Source organism: Streptomyces sp. GbtcB6 (assembly GCF_019091475.1).
In the GTDB taxonomy this organism is placed as follows: domain Bacteria; phylum Actinomycetota; class Actinomycetes; order Streptomycetales; family Streptomycetaceae; genus Streptomyces; species Streptomyces hyaluromycini.
Map to the genome: position 1 here is coordinate 160,933 of NZ_JAGXJL010000022.1, position 18,209 is coordinate 179,141.

Genomic DNA, 18,209 nt, shown 5'->3' on the forward strand with positions numbered 1-18,209 from the left:
CACCCGGTGGCTCTCCCTGCCTCATGTGCAGAAAGGGTCGCCGTCCCACATGTCAGGCCATATTCAAGATCGCTGGTTCAGGACCGAAACCGCATCCAACGGCAAGACCGTCAAGGCAAAGACCGACCGATACGGGACCGGCCTGCGCTACCGGGCTCGCTACGTCGCTCCGGACGGGAGCGAACGCAGCAAGTCCTTCCCGGATAAACAGAAGCGACTCGCAGAGGCCTGGCTGACGCAGATCGCGGCTGACATGACCCGCGGCCAGTACGTCGACCCGTCGGCCGGCAAGGTGACGTTCAAGGAGTTCGCCACTCAGTGGCTGGCGTCCCAGACCACCGATCCTTCCACCATCGTGAACATGGAGTTGAGGTTCCGGCTGCATGCCTTCCCGTACATCGGTTCCCGTTCCTTGAGCGCATTCCAGCCCGCCCATATCCGCACGTGGGCACGGGCTCTCGCAGACTCCGGCATGGCAGCGTCATATCAGCGGACGGTCTTCGCGAACGTCTCTGCTGTGTTCGGTGCGGCCGTGGATGACGGCATTCTGGCCCGGAACCCGTGCCGTGCAGGCTCCGTGCGGGCGCCCAAGCTGGATCGACGGAAGATCAAGCCGTGGACGCGTGACCGGGTGGTCGCGGTCCGGGACGGACTCCCGATTCAGTACGCGACGACCGCCGACATCGGTGCTGGGTGCGGCTTGCGGCAGGGCGAGATTTTCGGGCTCGCCGTGGACGAAGTCGACTTCGTCGGGGGAGTGGTGCACGTCGTACGACAGGTCAAGCTGGTTGGCCCGCAGATGGTGTTCGCACCACCCAAGGGCGGGAAATTGCGTGACGTACCGCTGCCGGACGTGGTGTCGGACGCGCTCGCCGCGCACATCACCCGTCGGCCCCCCATCGACGTCACCCTGCCGTGGAAGACCCCGGACGGACCGCCGGTCACGGCCAAACTGCTTTTCTACTCGCGGGAACGGAAGGCGCTGAACAGGAACTACTTCAACATGTACCTGTGGAAGCCTGCCCTGATCGCCGCCGGCGTCATTCCGGAGCGGGCTCCGGGGGAGCGGTTCAAACAGTCGCGTGAACACGGCATGCACGCGTTGCGGCATTACTACGCGTCGGTCCTGCTGGACTCGGGGGAGAACATCAAGGCCCTGGCCGAGTACCTCGGTCACTCCGACCCGGGATTCACGCTCCGGACGTACACGCATCTCATGCCGAACAGCCAGGACCGTGCCCGCAAGGCCATCGATGCCGCATTCGGCGTACCGGGTGCGGACACGGCGCCGGCGAAGCCGCTGCACTGACCCGAGCGGCGGCGCGGCCGGGAGCTCTCGACACCGACCCGCGGTGCTGGGCCCGAAACAGGCCGTCGGCCGTGCCCTTCCAACGAGGAAGGACACGGCCGACGGCCCACAGACGGCCCAGGGGAGCGGTTACCCGCTCTGACCTGGGGCGATATCACACGTCGAAGTACAGCTCGAACTCGTGCGGGTGCGGGCGCAGCTGCAGCGGGGCGATCTCGTTGGTGCGCTTGAAGTCGATCCACGTCTCGATCAGGTCGGGCGTGAAGACGTCACCGGCGAGCAGGAACTCGTGGTCGCGCTCCAGGGAGTCCAGGACGGCCGGGAGGGAGGTCGGGACCTGGGCGACGTTCGCGTGCTCCTCGGGAGCCAGCTCGTAGAGGTCCTTGTCGATCGGCTCGGCCGGCTCGATCTTGTTCTTGATGCCGTCCAGACCCGCGAGGAGCAGAGCCGAGAAGGCCAGGTACGGGTTGCCGGAGGAGTCGGGCGCGCGGAACTCGACGCGCTTGGCCTTCGGGTTCGAACCCGTGATCGGGATACGCATCGCGGCGGAGCGGTTGCGCTGCGAGTACACCAGGTTGATCGGCGCCTCGAAGCCCGGGACCAGGCGGTGGTACGAGTTCACCGTCGGGTTGGTGAAGGCCAGCAGCGACGGGGCGTGCTTCAGGATGCCGCCGATGTAGTAGCGGGCGGTGTCCGACAGGCCCGCGTAGCCGGCCTCGTCGTAGAAGAGCGGGGAGCCGCCCGTCCACAGCGACTGGTGGACGTGCATGCCCGAGCCGTTGTCGCCGAAGATCGGCTTCGGCATGAAGGTCGCGGTCTTGCCGTTGCGCCAGGCCACGTTCTTCACGATGTACTTGAAGAGCTGGAGGTCGTCGGCCGCGGCGAGCAGCGTGTTGAACTTGTAGTTGATCTCCGCCTGGCCGGCGGTGCCCACCTCGTGGTGCTGGCGCTCGACCTGGAGGCCGGCCTTGCCCAGCTCCAGGGAGATCTCGGCGCGCAGGTCGGCGAAGTGGTCGACCGGCGGGACCGGGAAGTAGCCGCCCTTGTAGCGGACCTTGTAACCACGGTTGTCCTCGACGGCGCCGGTGTTCCAGGCGCCCGCCTCGGAGTCGATGTGGTAGAAGGACTCGTTCGCCGTGGTGGCGAAACGGACGCTGTCGAAGACGTAGAACTCGGCCTCGGGGCCGAAGTAGGCCGTGTCGGCGATGCCCGTCGACGCGAGGTAGGCCTCTGCCTTCTTCGCCACGTTGCGCGGGTCACGGGAGTACTGCTCGCCCGTGATCGGGTCGTGGATGAAGAAGTTGATGTTGAGCGTCTTGTCGCGGCGGAAGGGGTCCACCCGGGCCGTCGACAGGTCGGCGCGCAGCGCCATGTCGGACTCGTGGATCGCCTGGAAGCCGCGGATCGAGGATCCGTCGAAGGCGAGCTCCTCGTCCGGGTCGAACGCCTCGACGGGCACCGTGAAGTGCTGCATGACGCCCGGCAGGTCGCAGAACCGGACGTCGACGAACTTGACGTCCTCGTCCGCGATGAACTTCTTGGCCTCGTCGGCGTTCTGGAACATCCAGCTCCTCCTACTCCCGGCCGTTCCCGTGCCGGGGTGGTAGTTCGTTCGTGCGGCCAGTGCGGTGGCACACGTTGTCCACGACCCTAGGGACGGGTGATTTCTCGGGCGTGACCCATTTGTTTCGCTGAAGTTAACCGACCTCGGCTCCACGGTAGCCCCGGGACACCCCGCCGGACCCCAGGTGGATACCGGGGCAGTACCGTTGACGGGTGGACAACAGGCAAGCAATCGGATCGTGGCTCTCCGGACCCCGTGCGGCCATGGAAGAGGCCGGTGCGGAGTTCGGGTACCGGGGCGAGCAGCTCGGTCTGCCGGAGGACGGGCCGGGTTCCATCGCCCGCCCGGGACGGCGGCTCGGTGCGCTGGTCCTGGACTGGGCGCTGTGCGTCTTGATCGCATACGGCCTGATCACCGACGGCTACACCCCGGCGACCAGCAACTGGGCCCTCCTCGTCTTCTTCGCCCTGGGTGTCCTGACGGTCGGTACGCTCGGCTTCACGCCGGGTAAGCGGCTGTTCCGGCTGCGGGTGGTCGGCGTCGACACGGGCCGGGTGCAGCCGCTGCGCGCCCTGGCCCGCACGGTGCTGCTGTGCCTCGCGGTGCCGGCACTGGTGTGGGACCGGGACGGCAGGGGGCTGCACGACCGGCTGGCGAAGACCGTAGAGGTCCGTATGTGAGTGCCGGTGAGTGGGGGGCTGGTCGCGCCCGCGCGGCGGTAGCCGCAAATCAGATACAGCCCCGCCCCCTTACGGGGCGCTGCAGTCGCGTCAGCTACATAGCCGCGGGCAGGCGTGCCGCAGGGCGGCACGGGTGGGCGCAGCGGCACCCTGCAAGCGCCGGTAAGCGACCCCACCCCCCCGCCCCCACCCCGGCTCACCTCCTCCGCAGCACCCGCGCCAGCAGTTCCCGGAGCTCTCCCTCCGGGTCGGGCACGGCGCCCTCCGACCGCCACGCCACGAACCCGTCCGGACGGACCAGCACCGCCCCGTCCGCCGTCGTACCGTGCGCCGCGGCCCAGTCGGCGTCCTCCGCGTCGTACACCAGATCGGCCCCTGACCCCGCCGCCCCGATCCGGTACGTGTCCAGCCGCAGCCGCTCCGTGTCCGCGATCCGCCGGGCGGCCGCGTGCCATGCCGCGCCCCCGGCCGACTCCGCGTCGCTCAGCAGGACCAGCGACCGCTCGTACAGGTCGAGCGTCGAGATCCGTTCGCCCGCGCGGCGCAGCCACAGGTGCGGGGCCCGGCTGCCCGGCTGACCGGTCAGGTTCATCCCGTCGGGTACGACCGGCTGGCCGGGGTCGGCCCCGAGGACCGCGCCCTTCGGGTACCGGTAGGCGAGGACGATGTTGAGGATGCCGCCGCGCTTGCCGGCACCGATGCCGGGGGCGGGCGCGAAGCCGGGGTGGCTGTGCTCGACGGAGCGGGCGGAGGCACGGGCGCTGGTGGCGAGGGCGACCGGGCGGCGCTCGGCGTCGTAGGAGTCGAGGAGCCCGGGGCCGGCCCAGCCGTCGAGGACCGCCGCCAGCTTCCAGGCCAGGTTGTGGGCGTCCTGGATGCCGGTGTTGGAGCCGAAGGCCCCGGTCGGGGACATCTCGTGCGCGGAGTCGCCGGCCAGGAAGACCCGCCCGGACGAGTACCGTTCGGCGACCCGTTCGGCCGCCCGCCAGGAGGCCCTGCCGGTGATCTCGACGTCGAGGTCGGGGACGCCGACGGCCTTGCGGATGTGCCGGGTGAGCCGCTCCTCGGTGAACTCGTCCAGGGTTTCGCCGCGTTCGGGGTGCCAGGGGGCGTGGAAGACCCAGCGCTCCTTGTTGTCGACGGGGAGGAGGGCGCCGTCGGCCTCCGGGTCGGTGAGGTAGCAGCAGATGAAGCGGCGGTCCCCGACCGTGTTCTGGAGCAGCTTGGAACGGAAGGTGATGCTGACGTTCGCGAACAGGTCGCCGGGGCCTGTCTGGCCGATGCCGAGCCGGCCGCGGACCGGGCTGCGCGGGCCGTCGGCCGCGACCAGGTAGTCCGCGCGGACGGTGTACATCCGGTCGGAGTCACGGTCGCGGACGTACGCCGTCACTCCTTCGGGGTCCTGTTCGAAGGACTCCATCTCGTGGAAGTAGCGCAGCTCGCCGGTGAGCGACTCGGCCGCCTGGCGGAGCACGGGTTCGAGGTCGTTCTGGCTGCACAGGCACCACCCCGTAGGGCTGAACTTCACGAGTCCGCCTCCCGGGTCGATCTCCTTGAACAGCCATTCGCCGGCGTCGCCTACCAGCGTCGGGGTCTGCAGGATGCCGTGGTTGTCGGCGAGGAGGGAGGCCGCGGCCTTGATGTCCGGCTCGATGCCCGCCCTCCGGAACAGCTCCATCGTCCGCACGTTGTTGCCCCGGCCGCGTGGGTGGATCGAGGTCCCGGAGTGTCTCTCGACGAGCATGTGGCGTACGCCCAGACGGCCCAGGAAGAGGGACATGGACAGCCCCACGAGGGAGCCGCCCACCACGAGGACGGGGACCTGGTGATCGGTTCTCTGCTGCATCGGGCACTCCAGAGGCGGGTGTTGGTGCGTCAGGTGCGGTCGGGACTTCCATGCCCTTCCGGGCCCCTTCGGGAGGGGTTCCGCGGGCTCAATCACCCACCTGGTTCACGCGAGTCGCGCGCTTCGGAGGACCGGCACAGGATCAAGAAGCGCTGACGCCGCGTCATCGGCCGAGGCGCAGGCCGCTGCCCCCGCGAAGGAGATGTGCGAAGCATGACGACGATCTCGGAAAAGGTTTCGGAAAAGCCGACCCGAAAGACCCGCCCGGTCTCGACACGGGTCTCCCAGTCCGTCTTCGACGGTTCCCGGCTCCGGGTCGTCCTGCTGGTGGACGTCTACGACGGCGCGCAGCAGCAGTTCCTGGAGGCCTACGAGCAGCTGTGCAGCCAGGTCGCCCAGGTGCCCGGGCACGTCAGCGACCAGCTCTGCCAGTCGATCGAGAACCCCTCGCAATGGCTGATCACCAGCGAGTGGGAGAGCGCTCCGCCGTTCCTCGCCTGGGTGAACAGCGAGGAGCACGTGGAGATGGTGAAGCCGCTGCACAACTGCGTCCGCGACACCCGCTCGCTCCGCTTCCACGTCGTACGGGAGACCGGCGGTCCGTCGGCGGACGCCGTACGCGTCCTGCAGGCCAACCCGCGGATGGGCAACGGCGTGATCCGCCACGCGCTCACCTTCACGGTCCGGCCGGGCAGCGAGGCGAAGGTCGCGAAGATCCTCGCGGACTACGCCTCGCCCCAGGCGAAGGTCGACGACTCCACCCGGCTCTGCCGCACCTCCCTGTTCATGCACGGCAACCGGGTCGTGCGGGCCATCGAGGTGCGCGGCGAGCTGATGGCCGCCCTGCGCCACGTCGCCCGGCAGCCCGAGGTGCGGGCCGTCGAGGAGGCCATCAACCCCTACCTGGAACAGGAGCGCGACCTCAACGACCAGGAGTCCGCACGGGTGTTCTTCACCCGGGCGGCCCTGCCGGCCGTGCACCACGTCGGCGCCGAGGAGCCGGCCGAGGGCGACCGGTACGCGCTGTACTACCCGGCCCGCCCGGGCTGCGGGATGCGGCTCGCGGAGCTCCTCGCCCAGCAGGACGAGGCCGCGGCCGAGGACCCGGCGAGCCCGGTGCTGCACAGCACGGTCTTCCAGCGCGACGACGTCGTCGTCCGCCTGGTCGAGCAGCGGCCCGGGACGCCCGTGGACGTCACCCCCGCCCACGCGCTGACCGCCCTGCTGGACGGCGACACGGTGCGGATGCAGCTCATCACCGACCGCCGCTCGCCGGACGCCTGACCCTTCACCCCCACGGAGGAACGCAGACATGCAGCCCATTCCGAAGATCGTCGACCTCAGCGAGATCGAGCCCAACACCAGGCGCGGCGGCGATCTGCGCGCCATGCTCACCCCGGCCACGGTGGGTTCCACCAGCGGCTTCATGGGTGTGGCCATCGTGCAGCCGGGCGACCGCATCGCCGAGCACTACCACCCCTACTCCGAGGAGTTCGTGTACGTCGTCTGCGGCGACATGGAGGTCGACCTGGACGGCGAACCGCACCCGCTGCGGCCCGAGCAGGGACTGATGATCCCCATCAACATGAAGCACCGCTTCCGCAACGTGGGCAACGTCGAGGCCCGGATCGTCTTCCACCTCGGCCCGCTGGCCCCGCGCCCGAGCCAGGGCCACGTCGACACCGAGGAGACGGAAGCCGTCGCCGTGGGGCAGGTCCGGTCGTGACCCGGCGCGTGGCGGTTACGGGCATAGGCATCGTGGCTCCGGGGGGTGTGGGCGTACCGGCGTTCTGGGATCTGCTCGCCTCGGGCCGGACCGCGACGCGCGGCATCACCTTCTTCGACCCCTCGGGCCTCAGGTCGCGGATCGCCGCCGAGTGCGACTTCGACCCGGCGGCGCACGGCCTGGACGCCGAGGAGATCGAACGGGCGGACCGTTACATACAGTTCGCCCTGGTCGCCGGTGACGAGGCGGTCCGGGACTCCGGGCTGGACTTCGGCCGGGAGGACCCCTGGCGGATCGGGGTCTCCCTGGGCACGGCGGTCGGCGGCACCACCCGCCTGGAGCACGACTACGTCCTGGTGAGCGGCGCGGGTCAGCGCTGGGACGTGGACCACCGGCAGGCGCAGCCCCAGCTGCACCGGGCGTTCTCCCCGAGCACCCTGGCCTCCGCGGTGGCGGAACGATTCGGCGCCCAGGGTCCGGTGCAGACCGTCTCCACCGGCTGCACCTCGGGCCTGGACGCCGTCGGCTACGCCTTCCACACCGTCCAGGAGGGCCGCGCCGACATCTGCATCGCCGGCGCCTCGGACTCCCCGATCTCACCGATCACCATGGCCTGCTTCGACGCGATCAAGGCCACCTCCCCGAACAACGACGACCCCGAGCACGCCTCCCGGCCCTTCGACAACCGCCGCGACGGGTTCGTCATGGGCGAGGGCGGCGCGGTACTCGTCCTGGAGGAGCTGGAGCACGCCAAGGCCCGCGGCGCGCACATCTACTGCCAGCTCGACGGCTACGCCACCTTCGGCAACGCCTACCACATGACCGGTCTCACCAGCGAGGGCCTGGAGATGGCCCGCGCCATCGAGACCGCCCTGGACCACGCCCGCCTCGACCCCACCGCCATCGACTACGTCAACGCGCACGGCTCCGGCACCCGGCAGAACGACCGCCACGAGACCGCCGCCGTGAAGAAGGCGCTCGGACAGCACGCGTACGGCACGCCCATGAGCTCCATCAAGTCCATGGTGGGCCACTCGCTCGGCGCCATCGGCGCGATCGAGGTCGTCGCCTGTGTGCTCGCCCTGGCCCACCAGGTCGTCCCGCCCACCGCGAACTACGAGACCCCCGACCCCGAGTGCGACCTCGACTACGTGCCGCGCGTCGCCCGCGAACGGCGCCTCGGCGGCGTCCTGTCCGTGGGCAGCGGGTTCGGCGGCTTCCAGTCCGCGGTGATCCTGACCCGGCAGAGAGGACGGACACGATGAGCGAACCCCCTGCCCGGCGGGCGGCCGTCACCGGCATCGGTGTCGTCGCGCCCAACGGAACCAGCACCGAGACCTTCTGGAAATCCGTCCAGGAGGGACGCAACGTCCTCGACAAGGTGACCCGCGAGGGCTGCGAGCACCTGCCCATGAAGGTGGCCGGAGAAGTCCGCGACTTCGACCCGGCGGCCGCCGTCGAGGAACGCCTCATCGTCCAGACCGACCGCTTCACGCACTTCGCGATGGCCGCGGCCGACCTGGCACTCGAGGACGCCCGGCTCGGCCGCGCCGACACCGACGAATCGCCGTTCGACATCGGCGTCGTCACCGCGGCCGGCTCCGGCGGCGGCGAGTTCGGCCAGCGCGAGCTCCAGCAACTGTGGGGCAAGGGCAGCCGGTTCGTCGGCCCCTACCAGTCCATCGCCTGGTTCTACGCGGCCAGCACCGGCCAGATCTCCATCCGGCGCGGCTTCAAGGGCCCCTGCTCGGTGGTCGCCGCCGACGAGGCCGGCGGCCTGGACGCCCTCGCCCACGCCGCCCGCGCGGTCCGCCGCGGTACGGACGTCATCGTGGCCGGCTCCACCGAGGCACCGATAGCTCCGTACTCGGTGGTCTGCCAGCTCGGCTACGAGGAACTCAGCCGGGAGACCGACCCGGCTCGCGCCTACCGCCCGTTCACCGAACAGGCCTGCGGGTTCGTGCCGGCCGAGGGCGGCGCCATGCTCGTCGTGGAGGACACCGGTTCGGCCCGCCGGCGCGGGCTGCCGGTGCGGGCCACCCTCGACGGCCACGCGTCGACCTTCACCGGGGCCTCCCGCTGGGCCGACTCCAGGGCCGGGCTCGCCCAGGCGATCCGCGGGGCGCTGGCCGAGGCCGGCTGCGCCCCCGAGGAGGTCGACGTGGTGTTCGCCGACGCCCTCGGAGTGCCGGAAGCCGACCGGGCGGAGGCGCTGGCCATCACCGACGTCCTCGGCGCGCACGGCAGGCGGGTGCCGGTCACCGCGCCCAAGACCGGGATCGGCCGGGGCTACTGCGCGGCCCCCGTCCTCGACACCGCCGCCGCGGTGCTGGCGATGGAGCACGGGCTGATCCCGCCGACCCCGGGCGTCTTCGACATCTGCCACGACCTCGACCTGGTGACCGGCAGCGCCCGTGCCGCGCGGCCACGCACGGCACTGGTGCTCAGCCGGGGCCTCATGGGGTCGAACTCGGCGCTCGTGCTGCGCCACGGCGCGGCCGAGTGAGTCGAACACACCAGCTGCCCAGCAGCTAAGCAGAAGGAGTTCCTATGAGCATCACCGTGGACGAACTGTCCGAACTCATGAAGAAGGCCGCCGGCGTCACCGTCTCCCCGGCGGACCTCCAGGACCGGTCCGACAGCGGCTTCGACGTCCTCGGCGTCGACTCGCTGGGCCTGCTCGGCATCGTCGGCGAGCTGGAGAACCGGCACGGTGTGCCGATGCCGGTCGACGCCGAGCGGTGCAAGACGCCCCGCCAGTTCCTCGACCTCGTCAACAGCGCCATGCCCGCGGGAGCCTGACATGACCGGACACACCCAGAACGAGATCACCATCGCCGCGCCCGTCGACCTGGTCTGGGACATGACCAACGACGTGGCCAACTGGCCCCAGCTGTTCAGCGAGTACGCCAGCGCCGAGATCCTCTCCGACGAGGGCGGCAAGGTCACCTTCCGGCTGACCATGCACCCCGACGAGAACGGCAAGGTGTGGAGCTGGGTCTCCGAGCGCTCGGCGGACCGCCGCAACCTCCGCGTCAAGGCCCGCCGGGTCGAGACCGGCCCGTTCGCGCACATGGACATCGTCTGGCAGTACGAGGAGGTGCCCGCCGGCACCCGGATGGTCTGGACCCAGGACTTCGCGATGAAGCCGGAAGCCCCCGTCGACGACGACTGGATGACCGACAACATCAACAAGAACTCCAAGGTCCAGATGGCCCTGATCCGCGACAAGATCGAGAAGGCCGCCACCGGCCGGCGCCCCGCCCCGGCCCTCGCCGACTGAACCGGCCGTCAGGAAGACAGGAACGGAGAGACACGTGCACCAGGCCCTGATCGTCGCCCGTATGGCACCGGGCTCCGCCCCCGACATCGCGAAGGTGTTCGCGGACTCCGACCGGGGAGAACTGCCGCACCTCGTCGGGGTCACCCGGCGCAGCCTCTTCCAGTTCGGTGATGTGTACATGCACCTCATCGAGTCCGAGCGCGAGCCGGGACCGGCCATCGCCAAGGTCACCTCGCACCCCGAGTTCAGGGACGTCAGCGACCGTCTCACGGCGTACGTCAGCGCGTACGACCCGGAGACCTGGCGCTCCCCGAAGGACGCGATGGCCCAGCGCTTCTACCTCTGGGAGCGCGACGGCGGCGCGTGACCCCGCGTACCGCCGTACGCCAACGGTGCCGGACCCGCGCACGACGCGGGCCCGGCACCGGCGCGTGCCGGGACACCCGCGTCAGGCGGGCACCGTGCAGTCGAAGGCGTGCAGGTACGGGTTGACCGGCCCGATGTCGTTGACGCTCAGACCCGCCTCCGTCAGCCGGCGCACCATGCTGTCGGTGGTGTGCTTGGCCCCGCCGACGTTCAGCAGGAGCAGCAGGTCCATCGCGGTGCTGAACCGCATCGACGGGGTGTCGTCGACCAGGTTCTCGATCACCACGACCCGGGCCCCGGGACCGCCCGCCGCGACCACGTTGGCGAGCAGCCGCGCGGTGGAGTCGTCGTCCCACTCCAGGATGTTCTTGATGATGTAGACGTCCGCGTCGACCGGCACGGCCTCCCGGATGTCACCGGGCACCACCCGCGCCCGGTCCGCGAGGTCCCCGCCCTCGCGCAGCCGGGGCAGGGCCTTCTCCACCACCTGGGGCAGATCCAGCAGATAGCCCTTCATCGCCGGGTACTTGTCCAGCAGGCTGGCCACCACGTGCCCCTGCCCGCCGCCGAGGTCCGCGACCGACCGGCTGCCGGACAGGTCGAGCAGCGCGGCGACCTCCCGGGCCGACTGCTCGCTGGAGGTGGTCATCGCCCGGTTGAAGACGTCCGCCGACTCCGGCGCGTCCTCGTTGAGATAGACGAAGAACTCCTTGCCGTAGAGGTCCTCGACGACGTTGCGGCCGCTGCGCACGGCCTCGTCGAGCATCGGCCAGGCGTCCCAGGTCCACGGCTCGGTGCACCACAGGGCGATGTAGCGCAGGCTGTGCGGGTCGTCCTCGCGCAGCAGCCGGGAGGTCTCGGTGTGCGCGAACGTCCCGTCCGGCCGCTCGGCGAAGACGCCGTAGCAGGACAGGGCGCGCAGCAGCCGGCGCAGCGGCTTCGGGTCGGTCTTCACCGCGGACGCCAGGGACTCCACGGTCATCGGGGCGTCCCCGAGCGCGTCGGCGACGCGCAGCCGGGCGGCCGCGCGGACGGCGGCGGCACAGGCCGCCCCGAACACGAGCTCGCGCAGCCGCATCGACGGCGGCGGAGCGTCCTCCTCCAGCCCCTTGGCCGGCGTCGGGAGGTCGCGTGCTGGTGCGGTCATGTGCCGCCTTCCTTCCTTGTGAGGTGTCGTACGGCCGTCAGGTCAGCACAGACCGGCCGGCTTGGACTTCTTGCAGGTGTTCTGCTTGAAGGTGTTGCCGCGCTTGGCGGCTTCCTGGTTGACCAGGTCGGCGGGGGCGTTGCCCGACAGCTTGTTGCGGGTGATCTGGTTCTTGTCGCTGGTGACACCCACGAAGCTCTTGAAGACCACGACACCGCCCGACAGCGGGGACTTGCCGGAGTTCCCGGTGACCGTGTTCCCGGTGACCAGGGTCTTCTCGGTGCCGGTCAGGACGATGCCGGAGCCCTGCAGGAAGGCCAGCCGCGCGGTCTTCTTGCAGTACTTGTTGTTCTTCACGACCTTGTTGTCGGCGACGGTCAGATGACCGGCCTTCGGCTTGTTCTCGTCGCCGACGACGAACACGCCCGCGCAGTTGCCGGTCACCGTGTTGTCCGAGACGGTGAGGTTGCGCAGCCGGCGGACGGTGACGCCGATCCGGTTGCGCTCCAGGCGGTTGTGCTCGACGACCGTGCCACCGGTGTCGACGGCGCCCTTCTCCGTGGTGACGGAGTTGGCGAGGAACAGGCCCGCGTCGCCGTTGTTCCGGGCGACGTTGTAGCGGTAGGTGCTGTGCACCGAGCGCTCCTCGGCGATGCCCCACTGCCCGTTCTTCACGGCTTCCACGCCGTGCACGTGCAGGTTGGCCGCGCCCACGGCCATGACGCCGATCCGGGAGAACCCGGTCACGGTCATGCGGGCGATGGTCACGTCCTCGACGGGCTGCTTCTTGGCGCCGACCACGCAGATGCCGTTGCCCATCTCGGCGCAGGACTTCTGGGCGGCCTTCTTCGCGGTGTTCTTCACCTTTTTGCCCGGCTTGAGCACGGTGTCCGGGCCCACGCCGCGCAGCGTGAGGCCGGGCGTGGTCACCTTGACGCTCTCGTGGTAGGTGCCGGCCGCGAGGAGGACCGTGTCGCCGGGCTGGGCGGCGTTGACCGCTTTCTGGATGGACTCGCCCGGGTGCACCCGGAGAACGCGGTGCGTGGCGGTCGCCGGAGCGGCGCCGATGAGAGAGCCGCACAGGGCGGCGCTGCACGCGAGGTATGCGATATGGCGTTTTGTCACATTTGGAAGGTTAGGAGCAGATGAACCGATAACCGGTTGGATGCTCCGTTCGGCGGCGTGTCATCGGGCGCCCGCTGGGTGCCCCGTGGCTCCCTACGGCGATGGGGGGCGCCCGGAGTGATCCGGGCGCCCCCCATCGCAGTGGCAGTCGGGTGCGTGGGCTCAGCGGGCCTTGCCGCCGCCCTTCGGCATCCGCATGCCCTTGGGCATCGGGCCCTTCGGCAGCGGCATGTTGCTCATCAGGTCGCCCATCGCCCGCAGTCGGTCGTTGGTCGTCGTCACCTGGGGGCCGGTCAGCACGCGCGGGAACTTGAGCATCGTGGTCCGCAGCTTCTTCAGCGAGACCTGGTCCTCACCCGTGCCCACGATCACGTCGTGCACCGGCACGTCGGCCACGATCCGGGCCATCTTCTTCTTCTCGGCGGCCAGCAGGGTCTTCACCCGGTTCGGGTTGCCCTCGGCGACCAGGACGATGCCGGCCTTGCCGACCGCCCGGTGCACCACGTCCTGGCTGCGGTTCATCGCCACCGCCGGCGTCGTCGTCCAGCCCCGCCCGATGTTGTCCAGAACGGCGGCCGCCGCGCCCGGCTGGCCCTCCATCTGGCCGAAGGCCGCCCGCTCGGCCCGCCGGCCGAAGACGATCGCCGTCGCGAGGAAGGCGAGCAGCAGGCCCAGGATGCCCAGATAGACCGGGTGTCCGATCAGGAAGCCGATCACGAGGAAGACCGCAAGGGTGCCGAGACCGACACCGGCAAGCACCAGACCGATCGTCTTGTCGGCCTTGCGCGTCATCTTGTACGTCAGGACGATCTGCTTCAGTCGTCCGGCATTCGCAGCGTCCGCTGCGGGTTCCTTCCTCGCCATGCCCCGCAGTCTACGTGGCCCCGGGAGTGCCTACGACGGCAGTGTCCCGACAAAGGCCTGTGGAAGGGGGTGTCAGGAGCGGCCGGCGGCCTGCTCCAGGAAGTGCTGGGCCTCGACCCGGTCCTTGGCGCGACGGCGGTCCTCCAGTACGGAGGTCCAGGCGTTCTGGCGGGCGGTGCGCTGGCCGCCGCTCATGAGGAGTGACTCGACGGCGCGCAGCGCGTCGGTGAAGGACGGGATCGCGGTGGCGCGAACGGGCGCGGCCTGCATGGTGGAGGTCCCCCCTCGAAGTGGGTGTACGTGCTGTGATACCAGGGTCACTGTTCGGTGTTACCAGGGCGTGACCGACCGGTCAAACGCCAATGAAACCTTGATACGCGGGCCCGGAACGCTGACGCGGCCCTGACGTACGCCCTCATCAGCGAGGACGGTCAGGACCGCGTCCATTCGGTCATTACTGGCCGGTAGTAGTTTGTGCGTGAATTCACACGCTCGGCGGCCGGGCGCCGGGCCGGGCCGTCAGACCGCCTGTGCGGCGACGAACGCGCCACGCTTCTCGACGGCCATCTGGTACAGGCGGCCGGCGCGGTACGAGGACCGCACGAGCGGGCCGGACATGACACCGGAGAAGCCGATCTGCTCGGCCTCCTCCTTCAGCTCCACGAACTCCTGCGGCTTGACCCAGCGCTCCACGGGGTGGTGCCGGACGCTCGGGCGCAGGTACTGCGTGATGGTGACCAGTTCGCAGCCCGCCTCGTGCAGCTGGCGCAGCGCCTCGCCGACCTCCTCGCGGGTCTCGCCCATGCCGAGGATGAGGTTGGACTTGGTGACCAGGCCGAAGTCGCGGGCGGCCGTGATGACCTTGAGCGAGCGCTCGTAGCGGAAGCCGGGGCGGATCCGCTTGAAGATCCGGGGCACGGTCTCGACGTTGTGCGCGAAGACCTCGGGGCGGGACGAGAAGACCTCGGCGAGCTGCTCGGGGACCGCGTTGAAGTCGGGGGCGAGCAGCTCGACCTTGGTGCGGCCGGCCTCGCGCTCCGCCGTCTGCGCGTGGATCTGGCGGACCGTCTCCGCGTACAGCCAGGCGCCGCCGTCCGCCAGGTCGTCGCGGGCGACGCCGGTGATGGTCGCGTAGTTCAGGTCCATGGTGACCACGGACTCGCCCACGCGGCGCGGCTCGTCGCGGTCCAGGGCCTCGGGCTTGCCGGTGTCGATCTGGCAGAAGTCGCAGCGCCGGGTGCACTGGTCGCCGCCGATGAGGAAGGTCGCCTCGCGGTCCTCCCAGCACTCGTAGATGTTGGGGCAGCCGGCTTCCTGGCAGACCGTGTGCAGGCCCTCGCTCTTCACGAGGTTCTGCATCTTCGTGTACTCGGGGCCCATTTTCGCCCGCGTCTTGATCCACTCGGGCTTGCGCTCGATGGGGGTCTCGGCGTTGCGGACCTCCAGGCGCAGCATCTTGCGTCCGTCGGGTGAGACTGCGGACACGACCGGCTCCCTAGCGATTGATTCTTCGGCGACCTTCAGGGTACGCCCGTTGATTTGAATGCCCGGTGTTGGTGCTGACCTCTGGGGGCTGCCGCCCCCAGGCCCCCGCTTCGGCCTGAACGGCCTCGTCCTCAGGCGCCGGACGGGCTGTTCGTGGCACCCCCCGTCCTCAAGTGCCGGGCGGACCGGTTTTATGCCGTCGGCGCCTTCTCGATCACCCTCGGCCTCAGTTCCGCGTTCTCCAGGACGTCCGTCAGATGCCGCTCCACCACCGGCAGCACCTCCCCGATCGTCACGTCCCGGCCCAGCTCGCCGGCGAGGGAGGCCACGCCCGCGTCCCGGATGCCGCACGGGATGATCCGGTCGAACCACTTGTTGTCCGGGTTCACGTTGAGGGCGAAACCGTGCATGGTCACGCCCTTGGCCACCCGGATGCCGATCGCGGCGATCTTGCGGTCCTCGCGGCGCTGGCCGGCGTTGGAGGGCGCGTACTCCGGGCCGTTCAGGCGGGGGTCGAACTCCTCGTCCGTCAGCCGGGGGTCGAAGTCCAGCGAGAGCCCGCCGAGGGCCTGCGGCCGCTGCTCGACCGGGTCGCCGAGCACCCACACCCCGCTGCGCCCCTCGACCCGCGTGGTCTCCAGGCCGAACTCGGCGCAGACGCGGATCAGCGCCTCCTCCAGGCGCCGTACGTGCGCGACCACGTCCACCGGGCGCGGGAGCTTCTGGATCGGGTAGCCCACCAGCTGGCCCGGGCCGTGCCAGGTGATCTTGCCGCCGCGGTCCACGTCGATGACCGGGGTGCCGTCGAGCGGCCGCTCGTTGTCCGCGGTACGGCGGCCCGCCGTGTACACCGGGGGGTGTTCGAGCAGCAGGACCGTGTCGGGCACCTCGTCGGCGAACCGCGCCGTGTGCACCCGGCGCTGCTCGTCCCATGCCTCCTGGTACTCGACGGCATCCGCGCCGAACCCCATGCGGACGAACCGCAACTCACTCACGGCAAGCGCCTCCCTCGGGCGATGGGTGTGTCAGGCACATAACGCGCCCAAGCCACTGTACGTCCGCCCGTCGCGCGTCAGCCCTGGGGTCAATCCTCACACGATCGGATGAATGAACGTCGAGATGTGCGATCGACTGCTCACTCTCCGCTACATTCGCGCCGTCCATGAGCGCCAAAAGGGCTGCTCACCGGCAATCCGGGCACAAGCGACTCAGCTGAGCCAGAAGGCAGGAGACCGCACTCCAGATGACGGACCGACCCGCGCAGCGCACCCCCAACCGCCAGCTCGCCGCGCTCATCGCAGAAGCGGGGTTCTCCAACGCGGGTCTGGCCCGTCGCGTCGACCAACTCGGTCTCGAACACGGGCTGGATCTCAGATACGACAAGACATCGGTCACCCGGTGGCTGCGCGGCCAGCAGCCCCGGGGCACCACCCCCGCCCTGATCGCCGAGGTCTTCACCCGGCGCCTCGGCCGCCGGCTCACCGCCCAGGACCTCGGTCTCGACGCCTGCGCCCCGGTCTACGCCGGGCTGGAGTTCGCCGCCACCCCCGAAGAAGCCGTCGACATCGTCAGCGGGCTGTGGCGCAAGGACTCCGGCAGCCACGCCGAGCTCCGCAAGATCGCGTTCACCCCGGCCGGGCTCGTGGTGCCCAGCCGGGACTGGCTGATCGGCCGCGCCGACGACAGGGTGGCCCGCGGCGAGCCGGCGGCGCCGGCGGTCGCCCGGGTGCCGGCGCAGACCCGGCCCGCGGCGCCCAAGTCGGTGCCGCTCGCACCGGTGCGGCCACGCGGGCAGGCCGAGCGCGGGCCCGGCCAGAAGGTGACCGGCGGCGACATCGCCGCGCTCCGCTCGGTCGGCGAACTCTTCCGCTCCCTCGACGACCAGTACGGCGGCGGCCACGCCCGGCAGGCCCTCGTCCGCTACCTGGAGCACGAGTGCGAGCCGATGCTGCGCGGCACCTACGGCGAGCAGACCGGCCGCAAGCTGTTCGGGGCCGCGGCCGACCTGACCCGGCTCGCGGGCTGGACGTCGTACGACATCGCCGCGCACGGCCTCGCCCAGCGCTACTTCGTCCAGTCCCTCCGCCTCGCCCAGGCGGCGGGTGACCGCGCCTACGGCTCCTACGTCCTCGTCACGATGAGCCGCCAGGCGGTCTACCTCGGCCACGGCCGGGAGGCGGTGCAGCTCGCGCGGGTCGCCCAGCAGGGGGTGGGCACCAGTGCCCCGCCGGTCGTCCAGGCCCTTCTCCACGCGGCCGAGGCGCGCGCCCACGGGGTCCTCGGCGAGGTGCGCGCCTGCACGGGCGCGCTCGTCCGCGCCGAACGCGCCCTGGAGACGGCTCGTCCCGGCGACGAAGTCCCCTACTGGGCCCGCTTCTTCGACGAGGCGCAGCTGGCCGACGAGTTCGGCCACTGCCACCGCGACCTCCAGCAGTTCCGGGCATCCGCCCAGCACGCCGAACGCTCGCTCCAGCTCCGTGCGCCCTCGTACGCCCGCAGCCGCCTCTTCTGCCGCGTCGTCCTCGCCACGGCCCGCCTGGGCCTCGGCGAACTCGACCAGGCGTGCGCGCTCGGCGTGGAGGCGGCGGGGGCGGCGGCGGAGATGCGCTCGGTCCGCGCGATCGAATACGTCAAGGACTTCGAACGCCGCCTGGAGCCCTACAAGGACGCGGCACCGGTAAAGGGCTACCGGGAGAAGGTGGCCGCACTGAACTGACGGTCCGCTGCGGCTCACCTGCTTTTCCGCCGCAGCGGTGATCAGCCACGACGGTGTTGTTCGGCGGTGCCGGGCGGGCCGTCGCCACTCGCCGTTGG

The 18,209-nt window shown here is 70.4% G+C and carries 18 protein-coding genes; 10 read left to right on the top strand and 8 right to left on the bottom strand.

Annotated features, from left to right (window positions below):
• The first annotated feature begins 49 nt into the window (after nt 1–49).
• A complete protein-coding gene (locus KVT45_RS32330) occupies nt 50–1,309 on the top strand; it encodes a tyrosine-type recombinase/integrase (protein ID WP_217552692.1) in 1,260 nt (419 codons plus the stop codon).
• 154 nt (nt 1,310–1,463) lie between these two features.
• Here KVT45_RS32330 and glnA read toward each other — a convergent pair whose 3' ends face one another.
• On the bottom strand, nt 1,464–2,873 hold the full coding sequence (gene glnA, locus KVT45_RS32335) for a type I glutamate--ammonia ligase (RefSeq protein WP_217552693.1): 1,410 nt from the start codon (nt 2,871–2,873) through the stop codon (nt 1,464–1,466).
• A 212-nt stretch (nt 2,874–3,085) separates the two neighbouring features.
• On the opposite strand from glnA, the gene KVT45_RS32340 reads away from it, so the two are divergent.
• Nucleotides 3,086–3,553, top strand: coding sequence for an RDD family protein (locus KVT45_RS32340; RefSeq protein WP_217552694.1), 468 nt, complete (start codon nt 3,086–3,088; stop codon nt 3,551–3,553).
• A 196-nt stretch (nt 3,554–3,749) separates the two neighbouring features.
• Here KVT45_RS32340 and KVT45_RS32345 read toward each other — a convergent pair whose 3' ends face one another.
• Complete coding sequence (locus tag KVT45_RS32345; protein ID WP_217552695.1) at nt 3,750–5,399, bottom strand: FAD-dependent monooxygenase; 1,650 nt, start codon at nt 5,397–5,399, stop codon at nt 3,750–3,752.
• Between the two features lie 213 nt (nt 5,400–5,612).
• Here KVT45_RS32345 and KVT45_RS32350 point away from each other — a divergent pair, with 213 nt between their 5' ends.
• From KVT45_RS32350 to KVT45_RS32380, 7 genes are read left to right on the top strand one after another with little or no spacing between them, the layout of a single operon-like run.
• A complete protein-coding gene (locus KVT45_RS32350; protein WP_217552696.1) occupies nt 5,613–6,683 on the top strand; it encodes a SchA/CurD-like domain-containing protein in 1,071 nt (356 codons plus the stop codon).
• 28 nt (nt 6,684–6,711) lie between these two features.
• Complete coding sequence (locus tag KVT45_RS32355) at nt 6,712–7,125, top strand: cupin domain-containing protein (protein ID WP_089101202.1); 414 nt, start codon at nt 6,712–6,714, stop codon at nt 7,123–7,125.
• On the top strand, nt 7,122–8,390 hold the full coding sequence (locus KVT45_RS32360) for a beta-ketoacyl synthase (protein WP_217552697.1): 1,269 nt from the start codon (nt 7,122–7,124) through the stop codon (nt 8,388–8,390). The genes KVT45_RS32355 and KVT45_RS32360 overlap by 4 nt, the downstream gene beginning before the upstream one ends.
• Nucleotides 8,387–9,631: a ketosynthase chain-length factor gene (locus KVT45_RS32365; RefSeq protein ID WP_217552698.1), complete on the top strand. Its 1,245-nt coding sequence runs from the start codon at nt 8,387–8,389 to the stop codon at nt 9,629–9,631. Before KVT45_RS32360 ends, KVT45_RS32365 begins: the two co-directional genes overlap by 4 nt.
• 44 nt (nt 9,632–9,675) lie before the next feature.
• Entirely contained in the window at nt 9,676–9,927 is a 252-nt protein-coding gene (locus KVT45_RS32370) for an acyl carrier protein (protein WP_217552699.1), read from the top strand.
• Between the two features lies 1 nt (nt 9,928).
• A complete protein-coding gene (locus KVT45_RS32375) occupies nt 9,929–10,408 on the top strand; it encodes an SRPBCC family protein (RefSeq protein ID WP_217552700.1) in 480 nt (159 codons plus the stop codon).
• Nucleotides 10,409–10,442: 34 nt separating this feature from the next.
• Nucleotides 10,443–10,775, top strand: a complete 333-nt coding sequence (locus KVT45_RS32380) for a TcmI family type II polyketide cyclase (RefSeq protein WP_217552701.1) — start codon at nt 10,443–10,445, stop codon at nt 10,773–10,775.
• An 81-nt stretch (nt 10,776–10,856) separates the two neighbouring features.
• Here the strand turns inward: KVT45_RS32380 and KVT45_RS32385 are convergent, their stop codons facing one another.
• The 6 genes from KVT45_RS32385 to lipB form a co-directional block, all read right to left on the bottom strand.
• On the bottom strand, nt 10,857–11,921 hold the full coding sequence (locus KVT45_RS32385) for a methyltransferase (protein WP_254647652.1): 1,065 nt from the start codon (nt 11,919–11,921) through the stop codon (nt 10,857–10,859).
• A 42-nt stretch (nt 11,922–11,963) separates the two neighbouring features.
• Nucleotides 11,964–13,046 carry a right-handed parallel beta-helix repeat-containing protein gene (locus KVT45_RS32390; RefSeq protein WP_217552702.1) on the bottom strand — a complete coding sequence of 361 codons (1,083 nt, stop codon included), beginning with the start codon at nt 13,044–13,046 and terminating at the stop codon, nt 11,964–11,966.
• Between the two features lie 162 nt (nt 13,047–13,208).
• Entirely contained in the window at nt 13,209–13,910 is a 702-nt protein-coding gene (locus tag KVT45_RS32395; RefSeq protein WP_217552703.1) for a DUF4191 domain-containing protein, read from the bottom strand.
• 72 nt (nt 13,911–13,982) lie between these two features.
• Nucleotides 13,983–14,180: a hypothetical protein gene (locus KVT45_RS32400; protein WP_089101191.1), complete on the bottom strand. Its 198-nt coding sequence runs from the start codon at nt 14,178–14,180 to the stop codon at nt 13,983–13,985.
• Between the two features lie 249 nt (nt 14,181–14,429).
• Nucleotides 14,430–15,395 carry a lipoyl synthase gene (lipA, locus tag KVT45_RS32405; RefSeq protein ID WP_217552704.1) on the bottom strand — a complete coding sequence of 322 codons (966 nt, stop codon included), beginning with the start codon at nt 15,393–15,395 and terminating at the stop codon, nt 14,430–14,432.
• A 191-nt stretch (nt 15,396–15,586) separates the two neighbouring features.
• On the bottom strand, nt 15,587–16,390 hold the full coding sequence (gene lipB, locus KVT45_RS32410; protein WP_217552705.1) for a lipoyl(octanoyl) transferase LipB: 804 nt from the start codon (nt 16,388–16,390) through the stop codon (nt 15,587–15,589).
• 248 nt (nt 16,391–16,638) lie between these two features.
• Between lipB and KVT45_RS32415 the strand changes: the two genes are divergently transcribed.
• A complete protein-coding gene (locus tag KVT45_RS32415; protein WP_217552706.1) occupies nt 16,639–18,111 on the top strand; it encodes a regulator in 1,473 nt (490 codons plus the stop codon).
• The last annotated feature ends 98 nt before the right edge of the window (nt 18,112–18,209 follow it).